Source organism: Streptomyces sp. NPDC058401 (assembly GCF_042722885.1).
Taxonomy (GTDB): domain Bacteria; phylum Actinomycetota; class Actinomycetes; order Streptomycetales; family Streptomycetaceae; genus Streptomyces.
In genome coordinates, this window is sequence record NZ_JBHXKA010000141.1 from 1 (window position 1) to 20,566 (window position 20,566).

A 20,566-nucleotide genomic window follows, 5' to 3' on the forward strand; every position below is an offset into this window, starting at 1 on the left:
GGCGGGGGCCCTCCCTGTTCCCCTGCGGGGAACCCCGTACTAGGACAGGTTCTTCTTGACGGCGGCGGCGACGCGCCCGCCCTCCGCCAGACCCGCGACCTTCGGGTTCACGATCTTCATCACGGCGCCCATGGCCCGCGGCCCCTCGGCGCCCGCCGCACGGGCCTCCTCGACGGCCTGCGCCACGATCGCGTCGAGCTCGGCCTCGCCGAGCTGCTTGGGCAGGTAGGTGTCGAGGAACTCGCCCTCGAGGGTCTCCCGCGCGGCCTGCTCGGGACGGCCACCCTGTGCGAAGGCATCCGCGGCCTCGCGGCGCTTCTTCGCCTCCTTGGCGATCACCTTGAGGACTTCCTCGTCGGAGAGCACCCGGGCTTCCTTGCCCGCGACCTCCTGGTTGGTGATGGCGGAAAGGGTCAGGCGCAGCGTGGACGAGGCGAGCTCGTTGCGCGCGCGGATGGCGGAGGTGAGGTCTTCCTGGAGCTTGGCCTTGAGCGTGGTCATGCCCCGAGTCTGCCAGGTACGGGGGCTCCGGCGCCCGCCGGTTTCCCGGCGCGCTTGCCGGGTCTGCGAACATGAGGGCATGCGTGCGCGTTACGGAGTACCCCTGAAGGTCACCGCCGGGATCGCCGCGGCCGGGGCCGCCGGTCTGGCCTATGCCGCCGGTTTCGAAGCCCGGTCCTTCCGCCTGCGCCGGGTCACGGTCCCCGTGCTCCCCCAGGGAATGCGCCCGTTGCGCGTCCTGCAGGTCTCGGACATCCACATGGTCGGCGGGCAGCGCAAGAAGCGCGCCTGGCTGCAGTCGCTCGCCGGGCTGCGCCCCGACTTCGTGGTGAACACGGGCGACAACCTCTCCGACACGGAGGGCGTGCCGGAAGTGCTCGACGCGCTCGGCCCGTTGATGGACTTCCCCGGCGTGTACGTCTTCGGCTCGAACGACTACTACGGCCCCCGGCTGCGCAATCCCGGCCGCTACCTGCTGGAGAAGACGCAGGGCCGGCACGGGCTGAACGGCAACGCACCGGTCGTCGGAGCCGTCCACAACCCGTGGGAGGGCATGCGGGACGCCTTCGACGCGGCCGGCTGGCTCAACCTCACCAACACCCGGGCCCGGCTCAAGCTCGACGGGCTCGAGCTGGCCTTCACCGGCCTGGACGACCCGCACATCAAGCGCGACCGGTACGCGAAGGTCGCGGGCGGGCCGGAGGCGGACGCGGACTTCTCGATGGCGGTCGTGCACGCCCCGTACCTGCGCGTCCTCGAAGCCTTCACCGCCGACCGGTACCCGCTGATCCTGGCCGGCCACACGCACGGCGGGCAGCTGTGCATCCCCTTCTACGGGGCGCTCGTCACCAACTGCGACCTGGACACCAAGCGGGTGAAGGGCCTCTCCACGCACGAGGCGGAGGGACAGCGCGCGTACCTCCACGTATCGGCGGGCTGCGGCACCAACCGCTACACCCCGGTGCGCTTCGCGTGCCCGCCCGAGGCGACACTGCTGACACTGACTCCGAAGGCCTAGCGACGGGCGGGCGCGCGGGTACGTTGACAGGATGATGATCACACCCGGCGCCCGCCGCCTCCCGACCGTCGCCTTCCGTGCGCTGATCGCGGCCGCGGCCGTCACGGGCCTGGTCATCGACTGCGCGTACGGCAGCGTGCCCGTCGTCCTGAGCTTCTTCACGATCTGGACGAACATCCTGGTCGCGATCACCTTCGCACTCTCCGCCCACCGCCTCCAGCGGCGCGAGCCGGACGTGGCCCCCTTCTGGCGGGGCGGGGTGCTCCTCTTCATCCTGATCACCGGACTGGTCTTCCACCTGGTCCTGGCCAACCCGTCGAGCCCCTTCAACGTGGTCGAGGACCTGGACAAGCTGTCCGGCGCCAAGGCCGTCTCCAACCAGCTCCTCCACACGGTCACCCCCATCGGCGCCGTCCTGGACTTCCTCCTCCTGACCGCCCCCCGCACCCTGCGCCCGCGCTACGCCGCCCAGTGGCTGGCGTACCCCCTCCTCTACGTGGTCTTCGCGCTGATCCGCGGCGCCCTGCTCTCCCCCGACGTCCCGACCCGGTACACGTACCCCTTCATCGACGCCGCCCAGTACGGCTACGCCAGGGTCGCGCTGAACGCCGCGGTCCTGGGCCTCGTCTTCTACGCCATCGGCCTGGCCCTGGTCACGGCGGACCGCCACCGCCCGCCGCGTGAAAACCGGATTTCGTCTCCGGCCGAGGGTCCGCTAAAGTAATCGATGTCGCCAGGGCAGCAGCGCTGCAAGGGTGGACATCGGGGTGTAGCGCAGCTTGGCAGCGCGCTTCGTTCGGGACGAAGAGGTCGTGGGTTCAAATCCCGCCACCCCGACTTCGTAAGACCAGGTCAAGGGCTTGATCCGCTTCGCGGGTCAGGCCCTTTCTGCGTTTGTGGAGATCGTTCTCCTTGCACCCGTCGGTCGGTTCGGGTGTTGTTGTCGAGCCCGAGGTCCGTGCATGTCTTCCTCCTTTCCTGCTTCCCTGTTCGCGCGGCCCGTGTGGATGTCGCCCAAGGTGCTGCGGACCGAGGTGTTGGGTGGGCTGGTCGTCGCGCTGGCGTTGGTTCCCGAGGCGATCTCGTTCTCGGTCATCGCCGGGGTGGATCCGGCGATCGGGCTGTTCTCCTCCTTCACGATGGCCGTCGTCATCGCGTGCGTCGGTGGGCGGCCGGCGATGATCTCCGCCGCCACCGGGGCCGTGGCGCTGGTGATCGCGCCGCTGAACCGTGAGCACGGGCTGGGGTACCTGGTGGCCGCGGTGATCCTCGGCGGGGTCTTCCAGATCGTGCTCGGGGCGCTCGGGGTGGCGAAGCTGATCCGGTTCGTGCCGCGTTCGGTGATGGTCGGGTTCGTCAACTCCCTCGCCATTCTGGTGTTCATGGCCCAGGTGCCCGAGATGCGGAACGTGCCGTGGGCGGTCTACCCGCTGCTCGCCGGCGGGCTCGGGCTGATGGTGTTCTTCCCGAAGCTCACGAAGGTGGTGCCGGCTCCGCTCGTGTCCATCGTCATCCTCACGGCCGTCACCGTGGCCGCGGGGATCGCGGTGCCGACCGTCGGGGACAGGGGGGCGCTGCCGTCCTCGCTGCCGGTTCCCGGCCTGCCGGACGTGCCGTTCACCCTGGACACGCTGATGCTCGTCGCCCCGTACGCCCTGGCCATGGCGGTGGTCGGGCTGATGGAGTCGCTGATGACGGCGAAGCTGGTGGACGAGATCACCGACACGCGGTCGAGCAAGACGCGCGAGTCCGTGGGGCAGGGCGTCGCGAACATCGTGACCGGGTTCTTCGGGGGCATGGGCGGCTGCGCCATGATCGGGCAGACGATGATCAACGTGAAGGTGTCGGGGGCCCGGACGCGGCTGTCGACCTTCCTCGCCGGGGTGTTCCTGATGGTGCTGTGCATCGTCTTCGGGCCGGTGGTCTCCGAGATTCCGATGGCGGCGCTCGTCGCGGTCATGGTGATGGTCTGCTTCGCCACCTTCGACTGGCACTCCATCGCCCCGAGGACGCTGAAGCGGATGCCTGCCGGGGAGATCACCGTCATGGTGGTGACCGTGGTGTGCGTGGTCGTCAGCCACAACCTCGCCGTGGGTGTCGTCGCCGGGTCGGTCACCGCGATGGTCGTCTTCGCCAAGCGGGTCGCGCACCTGGCGAACGTCACCTCCGTGACCGACCCCGAGGGGGGCATGGTGGTGTACTCGGTCACCGGTGAGCTGTTCTTCGCCTCGTCCAACGACCTGGTGGGGCGGTTCGACTACGCGGGCGACCCCGACAAGGTCGTCATCGACCTCTCCGGGGCGCACATCTGGGACGCGTCCTCCGTCGCCGCGCTCGACGCCGTCGAGGAGAAGTACCGCGGGCGCGGCAAGAGCGTCGAGATCACCGGACTGAACGAGCAGAGCGCCCGCCTGCACGGAACCCTCAGCGGCGAGCTGTCAGCCGGTAACTGACGGGCCGGGGTCGCCGTCTTCGGCGTGCAGCGCGAGGCGGTCGACGTAGCGCTGCCAGAGCTCCGCGTGTGCCTCGCACGCCTCCGCGGTGGGCAGGCCGCTGTGGATCAGGTGGAGCACGGTGCCCGCGGGTGTGGGTTCGAGGGTGATCTCCACCCGGGTCGGAATCACCTCTGCGGGCGTGCCGCCCTCCCGGTCCCAGGTGAAGACGAGCCGCTCGGGCGGGGCGACCGTCAGGAAGGGAGCCGTCAGGAAGGGGAGCGTCAGGAGGGGGAACGCATCGTCGGCGTCCATCCAGGACAGCCACTTCTCCCGGTCGGTGAAGAAGGCGAAGACGGTTTCGGGGCTGGCCCTGATGCGGCGCTCCAGCGTGACGGTGTCCATCGGGGTCGCGGGGGTCGTCATGAGGGGCATTCTCCCCGCGGGGAAGCGGCGGCGGCCCGTGACACGTCCGTGGGCCCCCTGCTCGGCAGCGGGCCCACGGCGCTGTCACCAGGGGTCAGCCGGTGATTTCGATCTTCCCGTTGAGGGCGGGCGTCTGCGGCGCGGTGGCGGCCTTCGGGGCGGCGAGGCCCTTCAGGAGCTGGGCCAGGTCGACGCCGGTGGTGGAGCTCAGGAGCTCCATGCCCTGGGCGACGTTGTCGGTGACCGTACGGGAGAGCTTGCTCGCGCCGTCGGTGGAGATGACGGTCATCTTGTCGATGGCGGCGAGGGGCTCGGCGGCCTTGGCGACGACCTGCGGCAGCACCTCGACCATCATCTGGATCATCGCCGCGTCGCCGTACGTCTCGAAGGCCTCCGCCTTCTTCTGCATCGCCTCCGCCTCGGCGGAGCCCCTGGCCAGGATGGCCGCGGCCTCCGCGTCACCCTCCAGGCGCACGGCTTCCGCGATCGCGGCACGGCGGGCCCGCTCGGCCTCGCCGCGCTTGGCGCCCTCGATGGCCTCGGCCTCGGCCAGCGCGGAGCGGCGCTGCTTCTCGCCCTCACCGGTGAGGCGGGCGCGCTCCGCCTCGCCCTGGGCGGCGGCGATGGCCGCGAGGCGCTCGGCCTCGGCCTGCTTGACGCGGGCCACCCGCTTGGCCTCCGCCTCCTGCTCGGCCTCGTAGCGGCGGGCGTCGGCGGGCTTGCGGACCTGGGTGTCGAGCTGGCGGTCGGTCAGGGCGGCCTGGCGCTCGGCCACCTTCTCCTGCTCGCCGAGGATCTGCTGCTGGCGGTCGGCCTCGGCCAGCGGACCGGCGGCGTTGGCCTGGGCGGCCGCCGCGTCGGTTTCGGCCTTGATCTCCGCCTGGCGCAGGTAGAGGGTGCGCTCGGCGACCGCGATCTCCTCCTCGGCCTTCAGCCGGGCCTGCTCGGCCGCCCGGCGGGAGTTGGCCTCGGCTATGTCGGCCTCCTGCTTGGCGCGGGCGGCTTCGGGACGGCCGAGGTCTTCGAGGTAGGAGCCCTCGGTGGTGATGTCCTGGATCTGGAAGGCGTCCAGGACCAGGCCCTGCCCGGACAGGCTGGCCTCCGCCTCCTCGGCGACCTGCCCGGCGAAGGCGGCGCGGTCACGGATGATGTCCTCCACCGACATGCGGCCCACGATGGCGCGCAGGGCGCCGGAGAGGACCTCCTGGGTGAAGCCGACGATGCCGTCCTGCTGCTGGAGGAACCGCTGGGCGGCGGCCCGGATGGCGTCCTCGTTGCCGCCGACCTTGACGATCGCGACGCCTTCGAGGTTCGCCTTGATGCCGCGCAGGGTGACCGCACCGCGTACGGCGATGGGGATGTGCCGGCTGGAAAGGTCGAGGGTGTAGCGCTGCTGCACGAAGGGGACGACGAAGACCCCGCCGCCGACCACGACCTTCTGGCCGGTGGTGTCGGTGGAGATCCGGCCGGTCTCCGGGTCGGTGGACCGCTTGCCGCGCCGGCCGGTGATGATGAACGCCTCGCTGGGTCCGGCGACCTTGTAGCGCGTGACGACGACCAGGGCGAGCAGGACGAGGAGCACGACGACTCCGACGACCGCGGTGACGACTGGACTCATGGCGGATCCCCCCTGCCTCCCCGTGGGAGCAGATCGGTGATGGTGGTGGTGATGACGGTGGTGGTGGGCTGAGCGGGTGGGCCCCGGGTCTCAGTGCTCGACGGCGCGGACGCTGACGGAGGTGGACGACGGGGCCGCCGTCACCCACACCTCCGCGCCGCGGGCCAGCGGGCCCTCGGCGGTCGCCGCGTACTTCACGGGCTGGCCGGCCAGGCGCAGGAGCACCTCGCCGTAGCCGGAGAGCGGGATCGCGGTGACCACGGTCCCGGTCGAGCCGACGAGGGAGTCGTGGTGCGGGGCGCCCCCGCTGCGGTCCCGCATCATGGCGCGGCTCAGGCGGTACGTCGCCCAGCCCGCGCCGGCTCCCGCGAGGGCGCCCGCGGCGGTCGCCGGGCCCGGCCCGGACCCGGTGGTCCCGAGCACGATCGCGCCCGTGAACCCGAGCATCGAGACGAAGCCCGCGAGCACCGGAAGCGACAGCCAGCCGTCGAACAGTGCGCCGAGCGCACCGTCGAAGAGGCCTTCCAGCACGCCGTCGAGGACCAGGGAGAGGGCCAGCAGCACGATCCCCGCAATGCCGAGACCAAGAAACAAGCCCACGAAAGCACCTCCCCGCCCGTGTGACGTTCGTGCCGGACACCGGCATCGTGTCACCGGAGGCGTGCCTCGCACATTGCCTGCCGTCGGCAATCTTTACGCCTCTTTGACGCACGGCTCTTTAGCGCACGGCTTCAGCAGCGCACCGCGTCAGCGCACGACTTCACCGTGCGGCCCGGGTCATGCGTCCCCGTCCGGCCAGCCCAGCAGGCGGGCGCCGATCACCGCGGTCTGGAGCGTGTAGCGGTTCAGCGGGTCTGCGGGGTCGGCGCGGGTGAGGGTGTGGATGCGCTCCAGCCGGTACGTCAGCGCGCGCACGCTGAGCGAGAGCCGCCGGGCGGCCTCCGTGGAGACGCAGCCGCTGTCGAAGTACGCGGTGAGCGTGTCGAGGAGCGGCTGCGCGCCGCCGCGGGAGGCGCGCAGGGGGCCGAGGGTGCTCTCGACCAGATCGGCCATGGCCTGCCGGTCCCGGGTCAGGACCGGGAAGACGAGGAGGTCGACGGCGTGGAGCACCGGGCCGTCCAGGTCCATCCGCCGGGCCAGGTCGAGGGCGTTGAGGGCCTCCTCGTACGAGTGGACGACCCCGCCCGGGCCGGGGTGCGAGCGGCCGATCCCGACCCGGCCGCCGTCGGTGGCCGCGTGCGCCCGCTTCGCGAAGTACTGCAGGACCTCGGGCTGGTCCCCGGGGGCCACGCAGACCAGCCGGCCGTCCTTCGTGCTCAGCAGGACCTGCCGGCCGGGGAACCGGGCCAGGACCGCCGACTCGATCCCGCGCGCCACCGGGTAGCCGTCGCCGTACGGTTCGGGGCCGGTGGCCACGGCGACTCCGTGCGACTGCGAGAGGCGCAGCCCGAAGCGTTCGGCACGTTCCGCGAGCCGGCCCAGGTCGCTGCCGCCGTAGAGGAGGTCGTCGATGAACTCCCGGCGGGCCGCCTCCTCCTGACGGACGGCCTGCTGCTGGGCCCGCTCGTACCCCTCGACGAAGGCGTCCACCGCCTGCTCGACGGCCGCCAGGAGCAGGGCGGATGCGGGGAGGGGCCGTACGAGCTGCGCCGCTGCCAGGTGGTGGCGTATCAGCCGGCGGAGCGGCTGCCCGGCCTCCGCCGCCCGCTCCCCCTCCGCACGGCGCGACTCCAGCTCGGCGCGGGTCAGACGGCGTCCCGTGGCACAGGCGTCCAGCAGCAGGTCGGCGTATCCCGGGAGGTGGTCCTCCGGTGCTTGCGGTCCTGCCACGCCCTGCCCCCGATCCTGCCCGCGCCCGCGGCGCGCCCTTGGTACGGGGTCAAGGGTCACACGGTCGTGAGGGCCGCCGCGCCGAAGGAGACGTCGAAGCGGTCGCACCAGATGGTGATGCTGCCGTAGTCGGACGGGTTCACGTCGGCGGGGAGCGGGTAGTTCTGGTCGCCCTTGTTGCCCTTGAGCCTGCCCAGGCTGACGTACTTGCCGTCGTCGAAGACCCGCCAGCCGTCCGTGCCCTCCTTCACGGGGGCGTCCGTCAGCCAGACCCGCAGGTCCGGGCCGTTGCTGGTGTCGAGGCCCTCCAGGCGCAGGGTGTGGGAGCCGTCCGGGAGCCGGATGAGCTTCGCCGTGCCCGTGGTGGTGTGCTCGTGGCTGATCAGCGAGCCCTGGGCGAGGGTGCGCGGGGCCGCCGGGGCGGCGGGCGGGGGGGTCGGCGCGGGCCCGGGGTCGGAGGTGGCCGCGGCGGGGGCCGCCGCCGGGAGGGACTCGTGGACCGACGCGTCCTGCCAGAGCTTCCACGGCTGGAACCAGTACAGGCCGAGGCCCAGCAGGAGGGCCGCCGGGAGGGCGAGAACCGGCAGGAGCCTGCGCGCCCTCTGCTTCTTCGCCGGGTGCTGCGGCTCGTCTCGCGGCTGGTTCCGCGGCTCGTCTCGCGCCGGGTTCTGCGTCACTCGTCTGACCCTTCCTCGCGTCCGGCCGTCCGGCCGTCGTGCCGTCCGGCCGTCGTGCCGTACGACAGGACGGCCTTCCCGGGTATTCAACGCGCGGACGCGGGGCGGGACCAGGTCCGGCCCGATGACGAAAGGCTTACGGCATCCGGCCGGGGGCGGGTCCGCGGGCGCCGGGCTCGCGGTTCGTCGTCCCCCGCCCGGCCGGAAATCCCGGATCGCCGGAACTGCGGGCCCCTTCCGGCCGACCAACTCCACGCGGAGGGACGGCCGGTGACAGCGGAGGGTGCGGAATGGGCGGGCTGGACGTGCGGATGGAGGGGGTGGGCTGCCGGCACGGGCGGGTCGAGGCCGTGGCCGGCGTCGATCTGGAGATCGCCGCCGGCGAGCGGGTCGCACTCACCGGCACCAACGGATCGGGCAAGACCACCCTGCTGCGCGCCGTCCTCGGACTGCATCCGCAGGTCAGCGGGAAGATCCTGGTCGGCGGCCGGACGGGCGACCCGGCCTGGCGGCGGCGGGCGTGCGCGTGGATCCCGCAGAAGCCCGCCGCCGGACGCTTCCCGCTCCTGGGCGGCGAACTCCTCGCCAGCAGTGGCGACCCGCGCGCGGCCGCCGGGGCCGCCGACCGGCTGGGGGTGGGGCCGCTGACCGCGAGGCCGCTGCACACCCTGTCCGGCGGGCAGTTGCAGCGGATGTACCTGGCCCGGGCGATCGGCTGCGTGGCCGCGGGGGCCGGCGTACTGCTCGCCGACGAGCCGACCGCCGCCCTGGACTTCGCCGGGCAGGACGAGGCCGCCGACGTCCTGGCCGCGCTGCCCGTGACGCTCGTCGTCGTCACGCACGACCGGGCGCTCGCGGAACGCTGCGACCGGGTCCTGGAGATGGCGGCCGGACGCCTGCGGGAGGTTCGGTGAGCGCCACCCTCGCGGCCGCCTCCCTCGCGAGCGCGGACCTGGGCACCCTGCTGCAACTGGCCCCCGTGCAGCGGGCGGGCTTCGCCCTGCTGCTCGCCGCCGTCGGGCTGCCCGTGATCGGTGTGGTCATCGTCGGGCTGGACATCATGCCGGTGCGCTTCGCGATGATGCACGTCGCGCTGCTGGGCATCGCCGTCGGGCTGCTCACCGGACTGGATCCCATGCTGTGCGCGCTGGTGGCCTGCGCGCTGGCCGGAGCCGGGGTCGCGCCGCTGGCCCGGACCCCGGACGGGCTGTCCGGGGCGATGGGGCTGCTGATGAGCCTGGCGATCGCCGCCGCGCTGCTGCTCCTCGCGGTCTCCGGGGTGAACGCCTCGGGGGCGTTCGCGCTGCTGTGGGGCTCGATCCTGTCCGTCGGCACCGCCGATCTCGTGGTGCTCGGCGTACTGGCCGTCCTCGTACCGGGCCTGTTCTGGTGGCGGCGGCGCGAGGTGGCCCTGCTGCTGTACGACCGTGAGCTCGCGCAGTGCTCGGGCGTGCCGGTGCGGGCGCTGACCACGGTCCTGCTGGTGCTCGTCGCGGTCGCGGTCGCCGGGGCCATCAAGCTCACCGGCGCCCTGCTGGTCGACGCGCTGACCCTGTTGCCCGCCCTGGCCGCGCGACGGCTGGGCACCTCGCTGAAATCGATCACCGGGTGGGCGGTGGGCATCGGCGTCTTCGTGAACCTGACCGGTTTCCTCATCGCCCTCCGGCTGGACTGGCCCCCCGGGCCCGTCCTCGTCCTGACCGCGGGGGCGCTCGTCCTCGCGGTGCACCTCGTACCCGAACGGAGAATCCGCTCATGGCGCCGCGAACCCGCGTCCGCAGCAGCTCGGCCCGCATCACCTTCCTCCTCGCACTGAGTTCGGCACTGGCCCTGGTGGCCGGCTGCGGAACCGAGGGCGGGAGCAGTGGCGGCGGCGCCTCCGCCTCCACCGGGGACGGCAAGCCTTCGAAGGTGAACGTCGTCGTGACCACCACCTGGGAGGGCGCCTTCGCGAAGGCGGCGGGTGCGCAGGACGTCAAGGTGATCGTGCCGCAGTCCGTGCACCACGCTCCGGACTACGACCCCAAGCCTTCCGACCTCGCCGCCGTCGCCGGGGCCGACTTCGTGCTGTACGCGCCTTTCGAGCCGTACGCCGCGAAGATCAAGGAGGCCGCCGGGTCGAAGGCGAAGCTGGTGGAGGTCGCCCTCGACAACGACGCCGACAAGGTCAAGGCCGAAGTCACCCGGCTGGGCGCGCTGTTCGGCACGCAGGCCGCCGCCGCGAAGTGGACGGCGGACTTCGACGCCGAGTACGGGCGGGTCACGAAGGACGTCCGGGCCGCCTGGCCCGGCGGCAAGAGCCCGGCGGCGGTGAGCCAGGTGTTCACCGCCTGGTCCGCGAAGCTGGCGGGCGCCACCACGGTGGGCACCTACGGCCCCGAGGCGGTGACCCCGGCGCAGCTGGCCGAGCTGTCGGCGAAGAAGCCGGCGCTGGTCCTGGACAACGCGCACATGTCGACCGGGACGGTGCTGCCGGACTCCGGCGCGCACCAGGTGGAGATCGTCAACTACCCGGGGAACGACCTGGACCTGCTGCCGGTCTACCGCAACGCGGGGGCCGCCCTGAAGGCGGCCATGGGCAAGGTGGGCGGGTCCGCGGGGTAGGCGGCGGTACGGCGGGGGCGGCGCGCCCCCCGGTACGGCGCGGCGCGCCCCCGGTACGGCGCGAGGGCGGGGCGGTCCACCAAGGGCCGCCCCGCCCTCGGCTACGCGCCGACCCCGGCCGGGGCCTGGACGACGACGCCTGTGCTCGGCCCGGCGGGCTCTGTACGGGTCGGGGTGGCGGGCTCGGGGAGGACCGGGGTGGGCCCCTGGGCGGCGGAGGCGTCCGCGAGGCGGGCGCGCAGTGCGGCGCGGTCGGGTTTGCCGGCCGGGGTGAGCGGGAGCTCCGCCATCAGCAGCAGGCGCTCGGGGTGCTTGCGGCGGTCGAGGCCGCGGAGCGTGAGGTGTGCGCCGAGGGAGTCGAGGCCGGGGGGCTGCGTGCCGCGGGGGACGACGCAGGCGGCGAGGCGTTCGCCCATCACCTCGTCCGGGACCCCGACGCAGACGACGTCGCGGACGAGGGGGTGGGAGGAGAGTTCGCGTTCCACCTCGGCGGGGCTGATGTTGGAGCCGCCGCGGATGACGATGTCCTTGAGGCGGCCGACGACGTGGAGGACCCCGTCCTCGTCGATGAAGCCGAGGTCGCCCGTACGGACCCAGCCCTCGGGCGTGCGGTACAGGGCGTCCAGGTCCGGGGAGGCGACGTAGCACATGGGGGTCATGGGGCCGCGGGCGATGATCTCCCCGATCGCGCCGTCGGGGAGCCGTTCGTGCGTCTCGGTGTCGGTGATGCGGATCTCGGCGACCCGGGGGTCGGGGCGGCCGGCGGCGATGCCCGTGCCCTCGCTCTCCGGGGCCGCGGCGCCCAGTCCGGTGTGGCAGTTGACCCCGTCGGCCGAGCCGTAGAGGTTGACGACCGGGCAGCCGAAGGCGCGGCTCGCGCTCTCGGCGGTGGTCTCGTCGAGGGGGGCGCCGCCGAGGATCAGGGCGGTGGGCGCGGGGAGGGGCTGCGCTTCTCCCGCGGATGCCTCCGCCTCCAGGCGGTCGAGCATCATGCGGATCATCGTGGGCACGCCGAGGACGTGCGTGGGCCGGTGCTCGCGCACCGCCGCGAGGGCCGCCTCCGGGGTGAAGTGGTCGAGGACGATCAGGGTCCCGCCGTGCCGGGCCAGGGTGACCGCGGTGCCGCTGGAGCCGAAGGCGGAGGCGAGCGGGACGAGGAACAGGCAGCGCGGCGGCGTCCCGTCGGGCATCAGCGAGGCGAGGAAGTTTCCGCGGCCGCCGGCCAGGGCGTTGTGGGAGTACGCGATCATCTTGGGCTCCGCCTCGGAGCCCGAGGACACCAGGATGCGGGCGGCGCTGTCGGGGTCGGGCCGGGCGGGGACGAAGGCGGCCGGGTCGGAGCGCAGCAGCTCCGCGAGGCGAATCGTTCCTTCAGGCTCGGTGCCCGCCGGTCCGCCGACCGCGACGACATGGCGCAGCGCGGGCAGTTCGGGGACCAGTTCCTGCAGTTCGGCGGCGTGGCGGTGGCCCCGGTGCTCCACGGCGGCGATCACCGCCACGGCCTCGGCACGGCGCAGCAGGCAGCGGGCCTCCTGACCGCCCCGGCCCACGGGGAAGGGCAGGGCCACCGCTCCGACGGCGGCCAGGGCCAGGTCCGCGATGACCGCGTTGCGCCCGTTGGGGAGCTGGACACCGACCACGTCGCCGGGCCGTATGCCGAGCTGTGCGAGGCCGGTGGCCAGACATCGCACCTTGCGGTCGAGGGCGGTGTAGCAGAGCTTGCCCTTGGCATCGATGACCGCCGTGTGGTGCAGGTCGGCGATCTGGCGGGCCCGGAAGAGGCTGTAGAGGTCGAGGTCGGGGCAGGTTCCGTCGACCGCCCACGAGCGGCGCAGGCCGACGGGCAGCAGATCGTGCAGTGCGACGGTCATACGAAGCTCCAGGGGTCGGGAACGGCGGGGGCACCGTGCGCGTCCCGGCTGATCGAGCCGGAGAAGCGCGGGTCGTGGTGCAGATCGGCAAGGTCGGTGGTGACGGCGGTCGCGGCGAGGCCGCGGTCCCGCAGGGCTCGCAGGGCGTCCTCGGTGGTCAGGTCCCCGAGCCCCCGTACGACGGGCGCGGCGGCGCGGGCGTCCGCGTCGGCCGGGGCGATCCAGCCGTCTGCGGTGCGCAGGGGCGTACGGAATCCCGCCGGCCGGCGGCTCCGCTCCCCGCTCCGGGCGCGCAGCAGGGCCGAGGCGGTGAGCAGGTCGGCGGCGCCGAGCAGCGAGGAGTCCACGCGGACCCCGCGTCCGGTGCGCTCGCGCAGCAGCAGCCCCGCGAGGACGGCCTCGGCGCCGAGCAGTCCGCCCAGCACGTCGAGCAGGGTCATCAGGGAGGGCGCGGGCACCTCGCCCTCGGGGCGGGCGGCCTCGCCGACGCCGGTGCGGGCCTGGACCATGAAGTCCGTGCCCATCGGCGGGTCGGCGATCCGGCCCGTGCCCCAGCCGCCGGTGTACGCGTACACGAGCGCGGGGTTCACCTGCGCGAGGTCCGCCGAGTCCAGGCCCAGCTCGGCGGCCTTCCCCGGCGCCCAGTTGTGCAGGAACACATCGGCTCCGGCCGCCAGCGCGGCCAGCCGCAGCCGGTCGGCGGGCGACTTGATGTCGATCTCGACGGCGTGCTTGCCCCGGTTCAGGGCCAGCCAGCGGGCGGAGATCCCCGAGCAGGCGGGCGGCATGCCCCGCAGCGGGTCACCGCCCGGCGGCTCGATCCGCACGACCTCGGCGCCGAGCAGCCCCAGCAGATGGGCCGCGAGGGGCGCCTGGACCCGACGCCCGGCCTCCAGGACGGTCATACCGGCGAGCGGGCCGGGGGCCGGGGCAAGGGCGGAGGAAGCCTTGTCGGTGCGGACGCGGCCGCCGGGGCCGTACGGGGCCAGGGTCCACGGGGCGGCTCCGTCGTCCTCGGCGGCGCGCTCCTCCAGGGTCCGCAGCCGGCAGACCTCGGCCCCCGAGGCGGCCGCCGCATCGCGGATCCGCTGCCAGCCGTGGGCCCGGGCGGTGGCGTGCAGGGCTTGCGGGAAGGGCGCGCACGCGGTGGCGTACCGGAACTGGAAGGGCCGCCACCCGGCCCGTACCGCGTCGGCGGGGGCCTCCAGGGCCCGCCAGAATCCGGCCCAGGCACCCGGATCCAGGGTCTCCAGCTCGAAGAGCGTGCCGTCGGCCGCGGTGAAGGGCGGCCCGCCGGGAGCGAGTTCGGCCGCCTCGCCCTCGTCGGCGCCGCTCGCGGCGAGGTACTGGGACACGACCAGCAGCCCGGCCCGGTCCACGTACGTGTGCGGCTGCCCGGCGGCGCCCTCGCACCCCCTGGCCCGGGCCAGCAGGGCGGCGAGCAGCCCCTGCGTGGTGAGGACGGCCGTCGCGGCGGCGGCGTAGTCGACGGCGAGCCCCCGCGGCAGGCCGTCGCGGCGGCCGTGCACGGCCATGATCCCCGTCGCTGCCTGCACGGTCGCCTCGTCGGTGACGCCCCTGCGGGCCGCCTCCGGCGAAGCCCAGGCGACGGTGGCGGCCGCACTGTCCTGGGGGCCGGGGAGGCCCGCCAAGGTGACGCGGGCCGTCGTGGGGTCGCCCGTCGCATCGGGCCCGGTATCCGCGGCGGCTCCGAGCAGCCTCAGGTGCCCGGCCAGCGGGCCGGCGAGGGCGGGCGGTCCCGAGGTGGTGAAGCGCAGCCCGTCGAGCGGCCGAGCGGTCTGGGTGACGGCGGGTGACGCCATGCCTCTCCTCTTCTCCCGGCCCGGCGATCGGCCGGCGCCGCAGGTGATCCCGTACGCGGGAACCAGGGGGCGGGCCCGCCCGACCAGTTCCACGGGAAGACAGTCGGACTGCCGTTCCCACGGGTTCCCGACAGGCCGGAGGAAAGTGATGGAGAACCGAGTGACGCGGAACAAGGAGGGCTCGACACCCGAACCAGCCGCCACCACAGAGGAGTTGAAGACCCGAGTAGCGGAATTCGTACGGACCCGCGTCATGCCCCTCGAACCCGTCCTCGACGCGGGCGGCCCCGCCGCCGCGGCGGCCCTGCGCGAACTCCAGGCCGCGGCGAAGGAGGCGGACCTCTGGGCCCTGCCCCTCCCCGCGGAACTGGGCGGCCAGGGCCTCGACCTGGCGCGCTACGCGCTCCTCGCCGAAGCCGAGGGCGCCAGCGACCACGGACCGGCAGCGCTGGGATCGGCCCCCCTCCTCGACGCGACGATGCTCTGGCGGCACGGCAGCGACCGCGTCCGCACGCTCTACCCGCGCCGGCTGACGGCCGGCGAGCTGCGCGCCTGCTACGCCATGACCGACCCGGACACCCCGGGCACCGACCCGTACCTCACCGCCACGCGCGCCGAGGAACAGCCGGACGGGAGCTGGACCCTGAGCGGCCGCAAGTGGTTCACCTCGCACGCCGCCGAAGCCGACCTCGTCACCGTCCTGGCCCGCACCGACGGCCGCCCCGGAGACCGCACGGGACTCTCCCTCCTCGTCGTCCCCACCTCGGCGCCGGGCTTCCGGGTGGTGCGCGAACTCCCCGTACTCGGCGCGTCCGGCCAGTGGGAGATCGAGTTCGACCGGGTCCGCATGGACGCCGACCACCTCCTCGGCGAACGCGGCCAGGCCCTGGCCATCGCCGCGGAACGGCTCCAACTGGGCCGCACCCTGCGCTGCCTGCGCTGGCTCGGCCAGGCACAGCGCGCCTTCGACCTCATGTGCGCCCGCGTGAACTCCCGCACCGGCTCCCGCGGCCCCCTCGGAAGCCACCAGCTCGTCCAGAGCCACGTCTTCGAATCGCTGCTGGCCCTGCGCACCACCCGGCCGCTCGTCCACGAGGCGGTGGCCGGGATCAGCGCCGGCCGGGACGCGCACGTGGAGGTGGGCCTGGCCAAGGTGGCCGCAGCCCGCATGCTCCAGCAGGTCGCCGACGCCGCCATCCAGATCCACGGCGCGGCCGGCCTCGGCCCCGACACCCCCCTCCCCGCCCTCTACCGCTCGGGCCGCACGGCCCGGATCCTGGACGGCCCGGACGAACTCCACATCACCGGGGTGGCTCGGCGGGTGTTGCGGGCGTACGGGGGGTAGGCGGGCCGGGCCCGCGGAAACCCCTCGGGGCCGGGGGAGCTCAGACCGTGCGGAGGTCTGCTCGCCCGGTCAGGGCGGCCAGGCCCAGGGCCAGGAAGAAGTCGCCCCACACCAGTTCGTGGCGGATCGCGACCGCCTTGTCCGCGTCGTAGCAGCCGTTCAGCAGTCGGCCCCCGGAGAGGTGGTGGCCGACCAGGTGCTCCAGGATCTCCGCCGCGCGGTGTGCGTACACCGCGGCGCGGGGGCCGGGCAGCAGGGACAGCTTCAGGAGGGCGACGGCCGTGACGGCCGCGGCGGAGGTGTCCGGCGGGCCGTCCGGGCGGGCCGCGTCCGCAGGCGGTACGAGGGGTGTACCCGGCCCTGTCCACGCGTCGGCGAGACGTTCCGCCAGTGCCCGCGGGTGGCCCGGCAGGCACGCGGCCACGGCAGGGCGGTGCAGTGCGTCGGCCAGCGCGAGCAACAGCCAGGCCGGCCCCCTGCTCCAACCCGGCGCCGGCTCCGCGCACTCCCGCCAGCCCGTCTCCGCCGCGTAGGACCAGGCCGGTACGAGGTCTCGGGCGGGGCGAGCCTCCGTCCCGGAGGTCTCCGTCCCGGAGCCGGGGAGGCACAAGGCCAGGTGGCGCTGGAGATGCGATGCCGCGGCCGCCGGGCCGACGGTGGCGAGCAGGGCGACCGTGCCCGGCAGGCCGTCCACCCGGGCCAGCAGTCGCGGACCGCCGAAGGCCGAACCCCAGGGCAGCAGCCCGAGTTCCTCGTCCATCGAGGACAGACAGGCTCCGGCCGCGCGGGAACGCAGCTGTCGTGCTCCCTCGTCCCCGACGGCCAGGGCCGTTCCGTACCAGAGGATCAGCCCGCGCGTGGAGGTGTCGGCGTCCACCCAGCCGGTCAGGCGCGCGGTGCAGGCCGATGCCGCGGACCGGTCGGCCGCGGTTCCCGTGTGCCGGGCCCTCAGCCACAGCAGGCCCGCCCAGAAGCCGCCGGCCCAGGAACCCCGGCCTGTCGTCGTCCACTCCCCCGTGTCCGGATCCGCGTACAGCGGGAAGCGCTCCGCGCCGATGCCGGACGCCGTGACGGCCACCTGCGCGAGGAGCCGCGCCAGGGCCCGTTCCGCCCACGGATCCGTCGGCGTCGTCAACGCATCCGTCCGCGTCGTCAACGGCCCCGCCCCCGCATCGCCCAGGTCACCCCAACTGCACCGGCCACACCGAACTCGGCCGCCACCAGCAGCCAGCCCGTACCGTAGCGGCCGGCGTTCGCGAGGGGGCCGAAGAGGAGGGGGCCGACGGCGAAGCCGGTGAAGAAGCCGGCGGCCACGAGGGCGGAGTCCTGGCCCGCCCGGCCGGGGGCGGAGCGCTGCATCACCAGGACCATCGAGACGGCGTTGGCCGATACCGCGAACACCCCGACGGCCACCGCGGCCAACCACACCAGCGGACCCGCGCCCGGTGCGGCGACCAGCAGGACGGCCGCGCCCACCGCCCCGGCCGCGAGGGCTCCCGGCAGCCATTCGGCCCGCCCCGGCCGGGCCGCCTTGGACCAGCCGACCCGCCCGGCGATGCCCGCGACGCCGAGCACCGCGACCAGCGCGCCCGCCGCGGTGGGACCCATACCGAGCCGCTGCGCACCGAAGAGCGCCACGTACGTGTTGACGGAGGCGATCCCGCAGCCCAGGAACAGGGAGAACACCGCCAGCCAGGCGATGTCGCCCCGCGGGACGAGCGAGGCCCGGGCCCCGGCCGGGGCCGTCTGCGAGTCCGCGGGCAGGGCGCGCAGCGCCCACAACGCCGCCAGCGCGGCGGTGCCCGCCGCCGTCCACACCGCCCCGCGCCAGCCGAGCCCGCCGGCCAGCGCCGTGAGCGGCAGCCCGGCGGCGAAGGCTCCGAGCTGCACGCCCGACTGCTTCATGCCGGTCACCGGCCCCCGACGGCCGGGCGGCACGGCGGCGAGGATCGCCTTGTTGGTGGCCGGGTTGGCCAGGGCCTGGGGCAGTCCGCCCAACGCCACGGCCGCGAGCAGGAACCCGGGGCCGGGCGCGGCCCCGATCAGCCCGAGCGCCGCAGCGGACACCGACAGCAGGAGTACGAGGGAACGGCGCGGCCCGATCCGGTCCACGAGCCTCCCGCCGAGCGGCGACAGCACGGCCGCCGTCCCGAACCCGACCGTGGTGGTCCAGCCGAGCAGCGCCGGCGAGACCCCCAACTCCCCCACCAGGCGCGGCCCGAGCGCGCCGAGCAGGAAGAGCTGGAGCATCGAGAAGGCCATGGCCCCGGTGAGCAGGGCGGTGAGCCCACCCGCGGCCCCCTCGGCCCCGGTGGCCCCCTCGGCCCCCGCGGCCCCCTCGACCACCCTTCCGGGCGCCTTCTCCGCCGCACTCCGATCAGCCACCGCGCATCCCATCGCTTCCCGCTGTCGCCCCTCGGCCTCAGCCCTCGGCCCCGACCCTCGGCCCCGCCCCTCGCCCTCAGCCCTCGCCTTCGGCCCTGGACCCCGGACAGGAGTCGGACGACTGAACACCCTGGTTCCCGGCCCCTGTTGTGTCGTGCGCCACACCCGCCGAGGACGCGATTTCCGGCCGATGAGAAAACCTGATGCCCTCTGTCGCCCCCGCCTGCCCGGTGCAACGATGGCCCCGCCATGACACCCGGTCGATGTTGCCGAGCCGTACGGGCCGCGATGTTCGCGGCCACCTGCGTGCTGCTCTCGTCGCTCGGGCACATCCTCATGTCGGGAACCCCTGTCCCCTGGTGGGGCATGACCGCGGCGTTCGCCGGGACCTCGGCGACCGGCTGGATCCTCGCCGGTCGGGAGCGCGGCCTAGCGGCCGTCGTCTCCGCCACCGTCGGCGTCCAGGCGGCCCTGCACGGCGGATTCGCGCTGGCCCAGGCCACCGCGGCGCGGCCCCAAGAACCGGGCGGGCCATCGGCCTTGGCCTCCCTGGGCCGCCGCTGGATCCAGTACCTGCTCTGCGCCACCCCGGCGTTGCCCGAAGCACCCGGGCCACACGACATGCACGCGATGCACGGCATGAGCAGCATGCACGGAATGCACGGCATGGCCGACGGCGCCGCCCCTCTCTCGACCCTCCCGCTGCCGAGCGCCCACGCCATGGGTTCCATGTCCCCGACGGGCATGCTCGCGGGCCACCTCCTGGCCGCCCTGATCTGCGGGCTCTGGCTGGCCCACGGCGAACGCGGCGCCTTCCGCGTCCTGCGCGCCGTCGCCGCCCGGTTCCTCGTACCCCTGCACCTGCTCTTCCGGCTCCCCGCGCCCGCGCACCGGCCCCGCGTCCGCCCCACCCGGAACCACCGGGTCCGGACGCCCCGCAGGCTGCTGCTCGCCGACGCCCTCACCTCACGGGGTCCACCTCACGGGATCGCTGTCGTCTGACAGCCGGCTCCCCGACGCGCCACGCACGGGCGGAACACCCGTACCCGTGCCCGTACCGCGCCTCGGGCATCGGTCATGCCGTCCGGCAGGCCGTACCCCCCGTTCCCCGGCCCTCGCGATGCCCGCGCACCGAAGCAGTGCGGCACCGGCACCTGCGGTAGCTGTGGTCACTCAGGTCACCCCTGCCACCGCATGCACCGTGCTGCCCGCGCCCCCTGCGACGCCCGCGCCGCGGCATCGAATCCGGCCGGATTCCCAGAAGGACGCCAGGCGATGACCACTGCACTGCTCACCCGCCCGAGCACCACGCCCACGACCCTCCCCACGACCCTCCCCACCGCCGTCCCCACCCGCCGAGCGGCCGGCCCCGACGAGGCGGTCACCCTCCTCGCGCTGGCCGCCCGCGACGGCGACCCCGTGGCGGTGGACCAGTTCGTCCGCGCCCTGCACCGCGACGTACGCCGCTACGTCGCCTACCTCAGCGCCGACCCACAGGCCGCCGACGACCTGACCCAGGAGACCTTCCTGCGCGCCCTGGGCAGCCTCCACCGTTTCGAGGGCCGCTCCTCCGCCCGCACCTGGCTGCTCTCCATCGCGCGGCGCACCGTGGTGGACAGCCTGCGCCACAAGGCGGCCCGCCCCAAGATCGCCGACAGAGACGACTGGCAGACGGCGGCCGAACAGAGCCAGCCCCGCGACGTGCCCGGCTTCGAGGACGGTGTCGCACTCGCGGAGCTCCTGGCGGCGATCCCCGCCGAGCGCCGCGAGGTCTTCGTCCTCACCCAGCTCATGGGCCTCCCGTACGCGGAGGCGGCGCTCATGCTGGGCTGCCCGATAGGCACCGTCCGCTCCCGCGTGGCCCGGGCCCGCTCGTCCCTGATCGACCTCCTGGAGGACACGGACCCGGCCGCGGCCTGATCCGGAACGCCCGAACGGGGGGCGGGGCCCCCGGCACCCCGGCCGCCCCCCCCAAAACAGGGGGGGGGGGCCCCCCCCCCGGCCCCCCCGGGCCCCCCGGCCCCCCCACCCCCCCC

General features: G+C 74.2%; 19 protein-coding genes and 1 tRNA gene. 10 read left to right on the plus strand and 10 right to left on the minus strand.

Annotation, left to right across the window (positions count from 1 at the left end; genetic code table 11):
* Window positions 1-39: 39 nt before the first annotated feature.
* Entirely contained in the window at window positions 40-501 is a 462-nt protein-coding gene (locus tag ACFWNV_RS33515) for a GatB/YqeY domain-containing protein (protein WP_383954365.1), read from the minus strand.
* Between the two features lie 79 nt (window positions 502-580).
* Here ACFWNV_RS33515 and ACFWNV_RS33520 point away from each other — a divergent pair, with 79 nt between their 5' ends.
* The 4 genes from ACFWNV_RS33520 (at window position 581) to ACFWNV_RS33535 (ending at window position 3,972) form a co-directional block, all read left to right on the plus strand.
* Complete coding sequence (locus tag ACFWNV_RS33520; protein WP_383954367.1) at window positions 581-1,519, plus strand: metallophosphoesterase; 939 nt, start codon at window positions 581-583, stop codon at window positions 1,517-1,519.
* A 31-nt stretch (window positions 1,520-1,550) separates the two neighbouring features.
* The gene (locus ACFWNV_RS33525; RefSeq protein ID WP_383954369.1) at window positions 1,551-2,243 is read left to right on the plus strand and encodes a Pr6Pr family membrane protein; all 693 of its coding nucleotides are present in this window, start codon (window positions 1,551-1,553) and stop codon (window positions 2,241-2,243) included.
* Window positions 2,244-2,282: 39 nt separating this feature from the next.
* A tRNA-Pro gene (locus ACFWNV_RS33530) sits at window positions 2,283-2,356 on the plus strand.
* A 125-nt stretch (window positions 2,357-2,481) separates the two neighbouring features.
* Window positions 2,482-3,972, plus strand: coding sequence for a SulP family inorganic anion transporter (locus tag ACFWNV_RS33535; RefSeq protein WP_383954371.1), 1,491 nt, complete (start codon window positions 2,482-2,484; stop codon window positions 3,970-3,972).
* On the opposite strand, the gene ACFWNV_RS33540 is transcribed toward ACFWNV_RS33535, so the two are convergent.
* The 5 genes from ACFWNV_RS33540 to ACFWNV_RS33560 all read right to left on the minus strand — a co-directional run bounded on the left by ACFWNV_RS33540 (window position 3,958) and on the right by ACFWNV_RS33560 (window position 8,412).
* Window positions 3,958-4,377, minus strand: coding sequence for an SRPBCC domain-containing protein (locus ACFWNV_RS33540; RefSeq protein ID WP_383954373.1), 420 nt, complete (start codon window positions 4,375-4,377; stop codon window positions 3,958-3,960). The two genes, ACFWNV_RS33535 and ACFWNV_RS33540, sit on opposite strands and share 15 nt — an antisense overlap.
* Window positions 4,378-4,471: 94 nt before the next feature.
* Window positions 4,472-5,995 (minus strand): flotillin family protein, encoded by a 1,524-nt coding sequence (locus ACFWNV_RS33545; RefSeq protein ID WP_383954375.1) that lies wholly within the window; start codon window positions 5,993-5,995, stop codon window positions 4,472-4,474.
* A 90-nt stretch (window positions 5,996-6,085) separates the two neighbouring features.
* The gene (locus ACFWNV_RS33550; protein WP_383954377.1) at window positions 6,086-6,595 is read right to left on the minus strand and encodes a hypothetical protein; all 510 of its coding nucleotides are present in this window, start codon (window positions 6,593-6,595) and stop codon (window positions 6,086-6,088) included.
* Window positions 6,596-6,772: 177 nt separating this feature from the next.
* Window positions 6,773-7,825 (minus strand): PucR family transcriptional regulator, encoded by a 1,053-nt coding sequence (locus ACFWNV_RS33555; protein WP_383954378.1) that lies wholly within the window; start codon window positions 7,823-7,825, stop codon window positions 6,773-6,775.
* A 56-nt stretch (window positions 7,826-7,881) separates the two neighbouring features.
* Window positions 7,882-8,412 carry a DM13 domain-containing protein gene (locus tag ACFWNV_RS33560; RefSeq protein ID WP_383954398.1) on the minus strand — a complete coding sequence of 177 codons (531 nt, stop codon included), beginning with the start codon at window positions 8,410-8,412 and terminating at the stop codon, window positions 7,882-7,884.
* 380 nt (window positions 8,413-8,792) lie between these two features.
* On the opposite strand from ACFWNV_RS33560, the gene ACFWNV_RS33565 reads away from it, so the two are divergent.
* From ACFWNV_RS33565 to ACFWNV_RS33575, 3 genes are read left to right on the plus strand one after another with little or no spacing between them, the layout of a single operon-like run.
* Window positions 8,793-9,416: a metal ABC transporter ATP-binding protein gene (locus ACFWNV_RS33565; RefSeq protein ID WP_383954380.1), complete on the plus strand. Its 624-nt coding sequence runs from the start codon at window positions 8,793-8,795 to the stop codon at window positions 9,414-9,416.
* The gene (locus tag ACFWNV_RS33570; protein WP_383954382.1) at window positions 9,413-10,318 is read left to right on the plus strand and encodes a metal ABC transporter permease; all 906 of its coding nucleotides are present in this window, start codon (window positions 9,413-9,415) and stop codon (window positions 10,316-10,318) included. The genes ACFWNV_RS33565 and ACFWNV_RS33570 overlap by 4 nt, the downstream gene beginning before the upstream one ends.
* On the plus strand, window positions 10,258-11,106 hold the full coding sequence (locus tag ACFWNV_RS33575) for a metal ABC transporter solute-binding protein, Zn/Mn family (protein WP_383954384.1): 849 nt from the start codon (window positions 10,258-10,260) through the stop codon (window positions 11,104-11,106). The genes ACFWNV_RS33570 and ACFWNV_RS33575 overlap by 61 nt, the downstream gene beginning before the upstream one ends.
* 101 nt (window positions 11,107-11,207) lie before the next feature.
* On the opposite strand, the gene ACFWNV_RS33580 is transcribed toward ACFWNV_RS33575, so the two are convergent.
* Both ACFWNV_RS33580 and ACFWNV_RS33585 read right to left on the minus strand, forming a co-directional pair.
* A complete protein-coding gene (locus ACFWNV_RS33580; protein WP_383954386.1) occupies window positions 11,208-12,977 on the minus strand; it encodes a class I adenylate-forming enzyme family protein in 1,770 nt (589 codons plus the stop codon).
* Window positions 12,974-14,800, minus strand: a complete 1,827-nt coding sequence (locus ACFWNV_RS33585) for a CoA transferase (RefSeq protein ID WP_383954388.1) — start codon at window positions 14,798-14,800, stop codon at window positions 12,974-12,976. The genes ACFWNV_RS33580 and ACFWNV_RS33585 overlap by 4 nt, the downstream gene beginning before the upstream one ends.
* A 148-nt stretch (window positions 14,801-14,948) precedes the next feature.
* On the opposite strand from ACFWNV_RS33585, the gene ACFWNV_RS33590 reads away from it, so the two are divergent.
* Window positions 14,949-16,145 (plus strand): acyl-CoA dehydrogenase family protein, encoded by a 1,197-nt coding sequence (locus ACFWNV_RS33590; protein WP_383954390.1) that lies wholly within the window; start codon window positions 14,949-14,951, stop codon window positions 16,143-16,145.
* 40 nt (window positions 16,146-16,185) lie between these two features.
* Here the strand turns inward: ACFWNV_RS33590 and ACFWNV_RS33595 are convergent, their stop codons facing one another.
* Together ACFWNV_RS33595 and ACFWNV_RS33600 are read right to left on the minus strand one after the other, a co-directional pair.
* A complete protein-coding gene (locus tag ACFWNV_RS33595) occupies window positions 16,186-17,280 on the minus strand; it encodes a sugar ABC transporter permease (RefSeq protein WP_383954392.1) in 1,095 nt (364 codons plus the stop codon).
* A 17-nt stretch (window positions 17,281-17,297) separates the two neighbouring features.
* Entirely contained in the window at window positions 17,298-18,407 is a 1,110-nt protein-coding gene (locus ACFWNV_RS33600; protein WP_383954400.1) for an MFS transporter, read from the minus strand.
* Window positions 18,408-18,818: 411 nt separating this feature from the next.
* Between ACFWNV_RS33600 and ACFWNV_RS33605 the strand changes: the two genes are divergently transcribed.
* A complete protein-coding gene (locus tag ACFWNV_RS33605; RefSeq protein WP_383954394.1) occupies window positions 18,819-19,532 on the plus strand; it encodes a hypothetical protein in 714 nt (237 codons plus the stop codon).
* 273 nt (window positions 19,533-19,805) lie between these two features.
* Entirely contained in the window at window positions 19,806-20,450 is a 645-nt protein-coding gene (locus ACFWNV_RS33610; RefSeq protein ID WP_383954396.1) for a sigma-70 family RNA polymerase sigma factor, read from the plus strand.
* Window positions 20,451-20,566 lie beyond the last annotated feature (116 nt).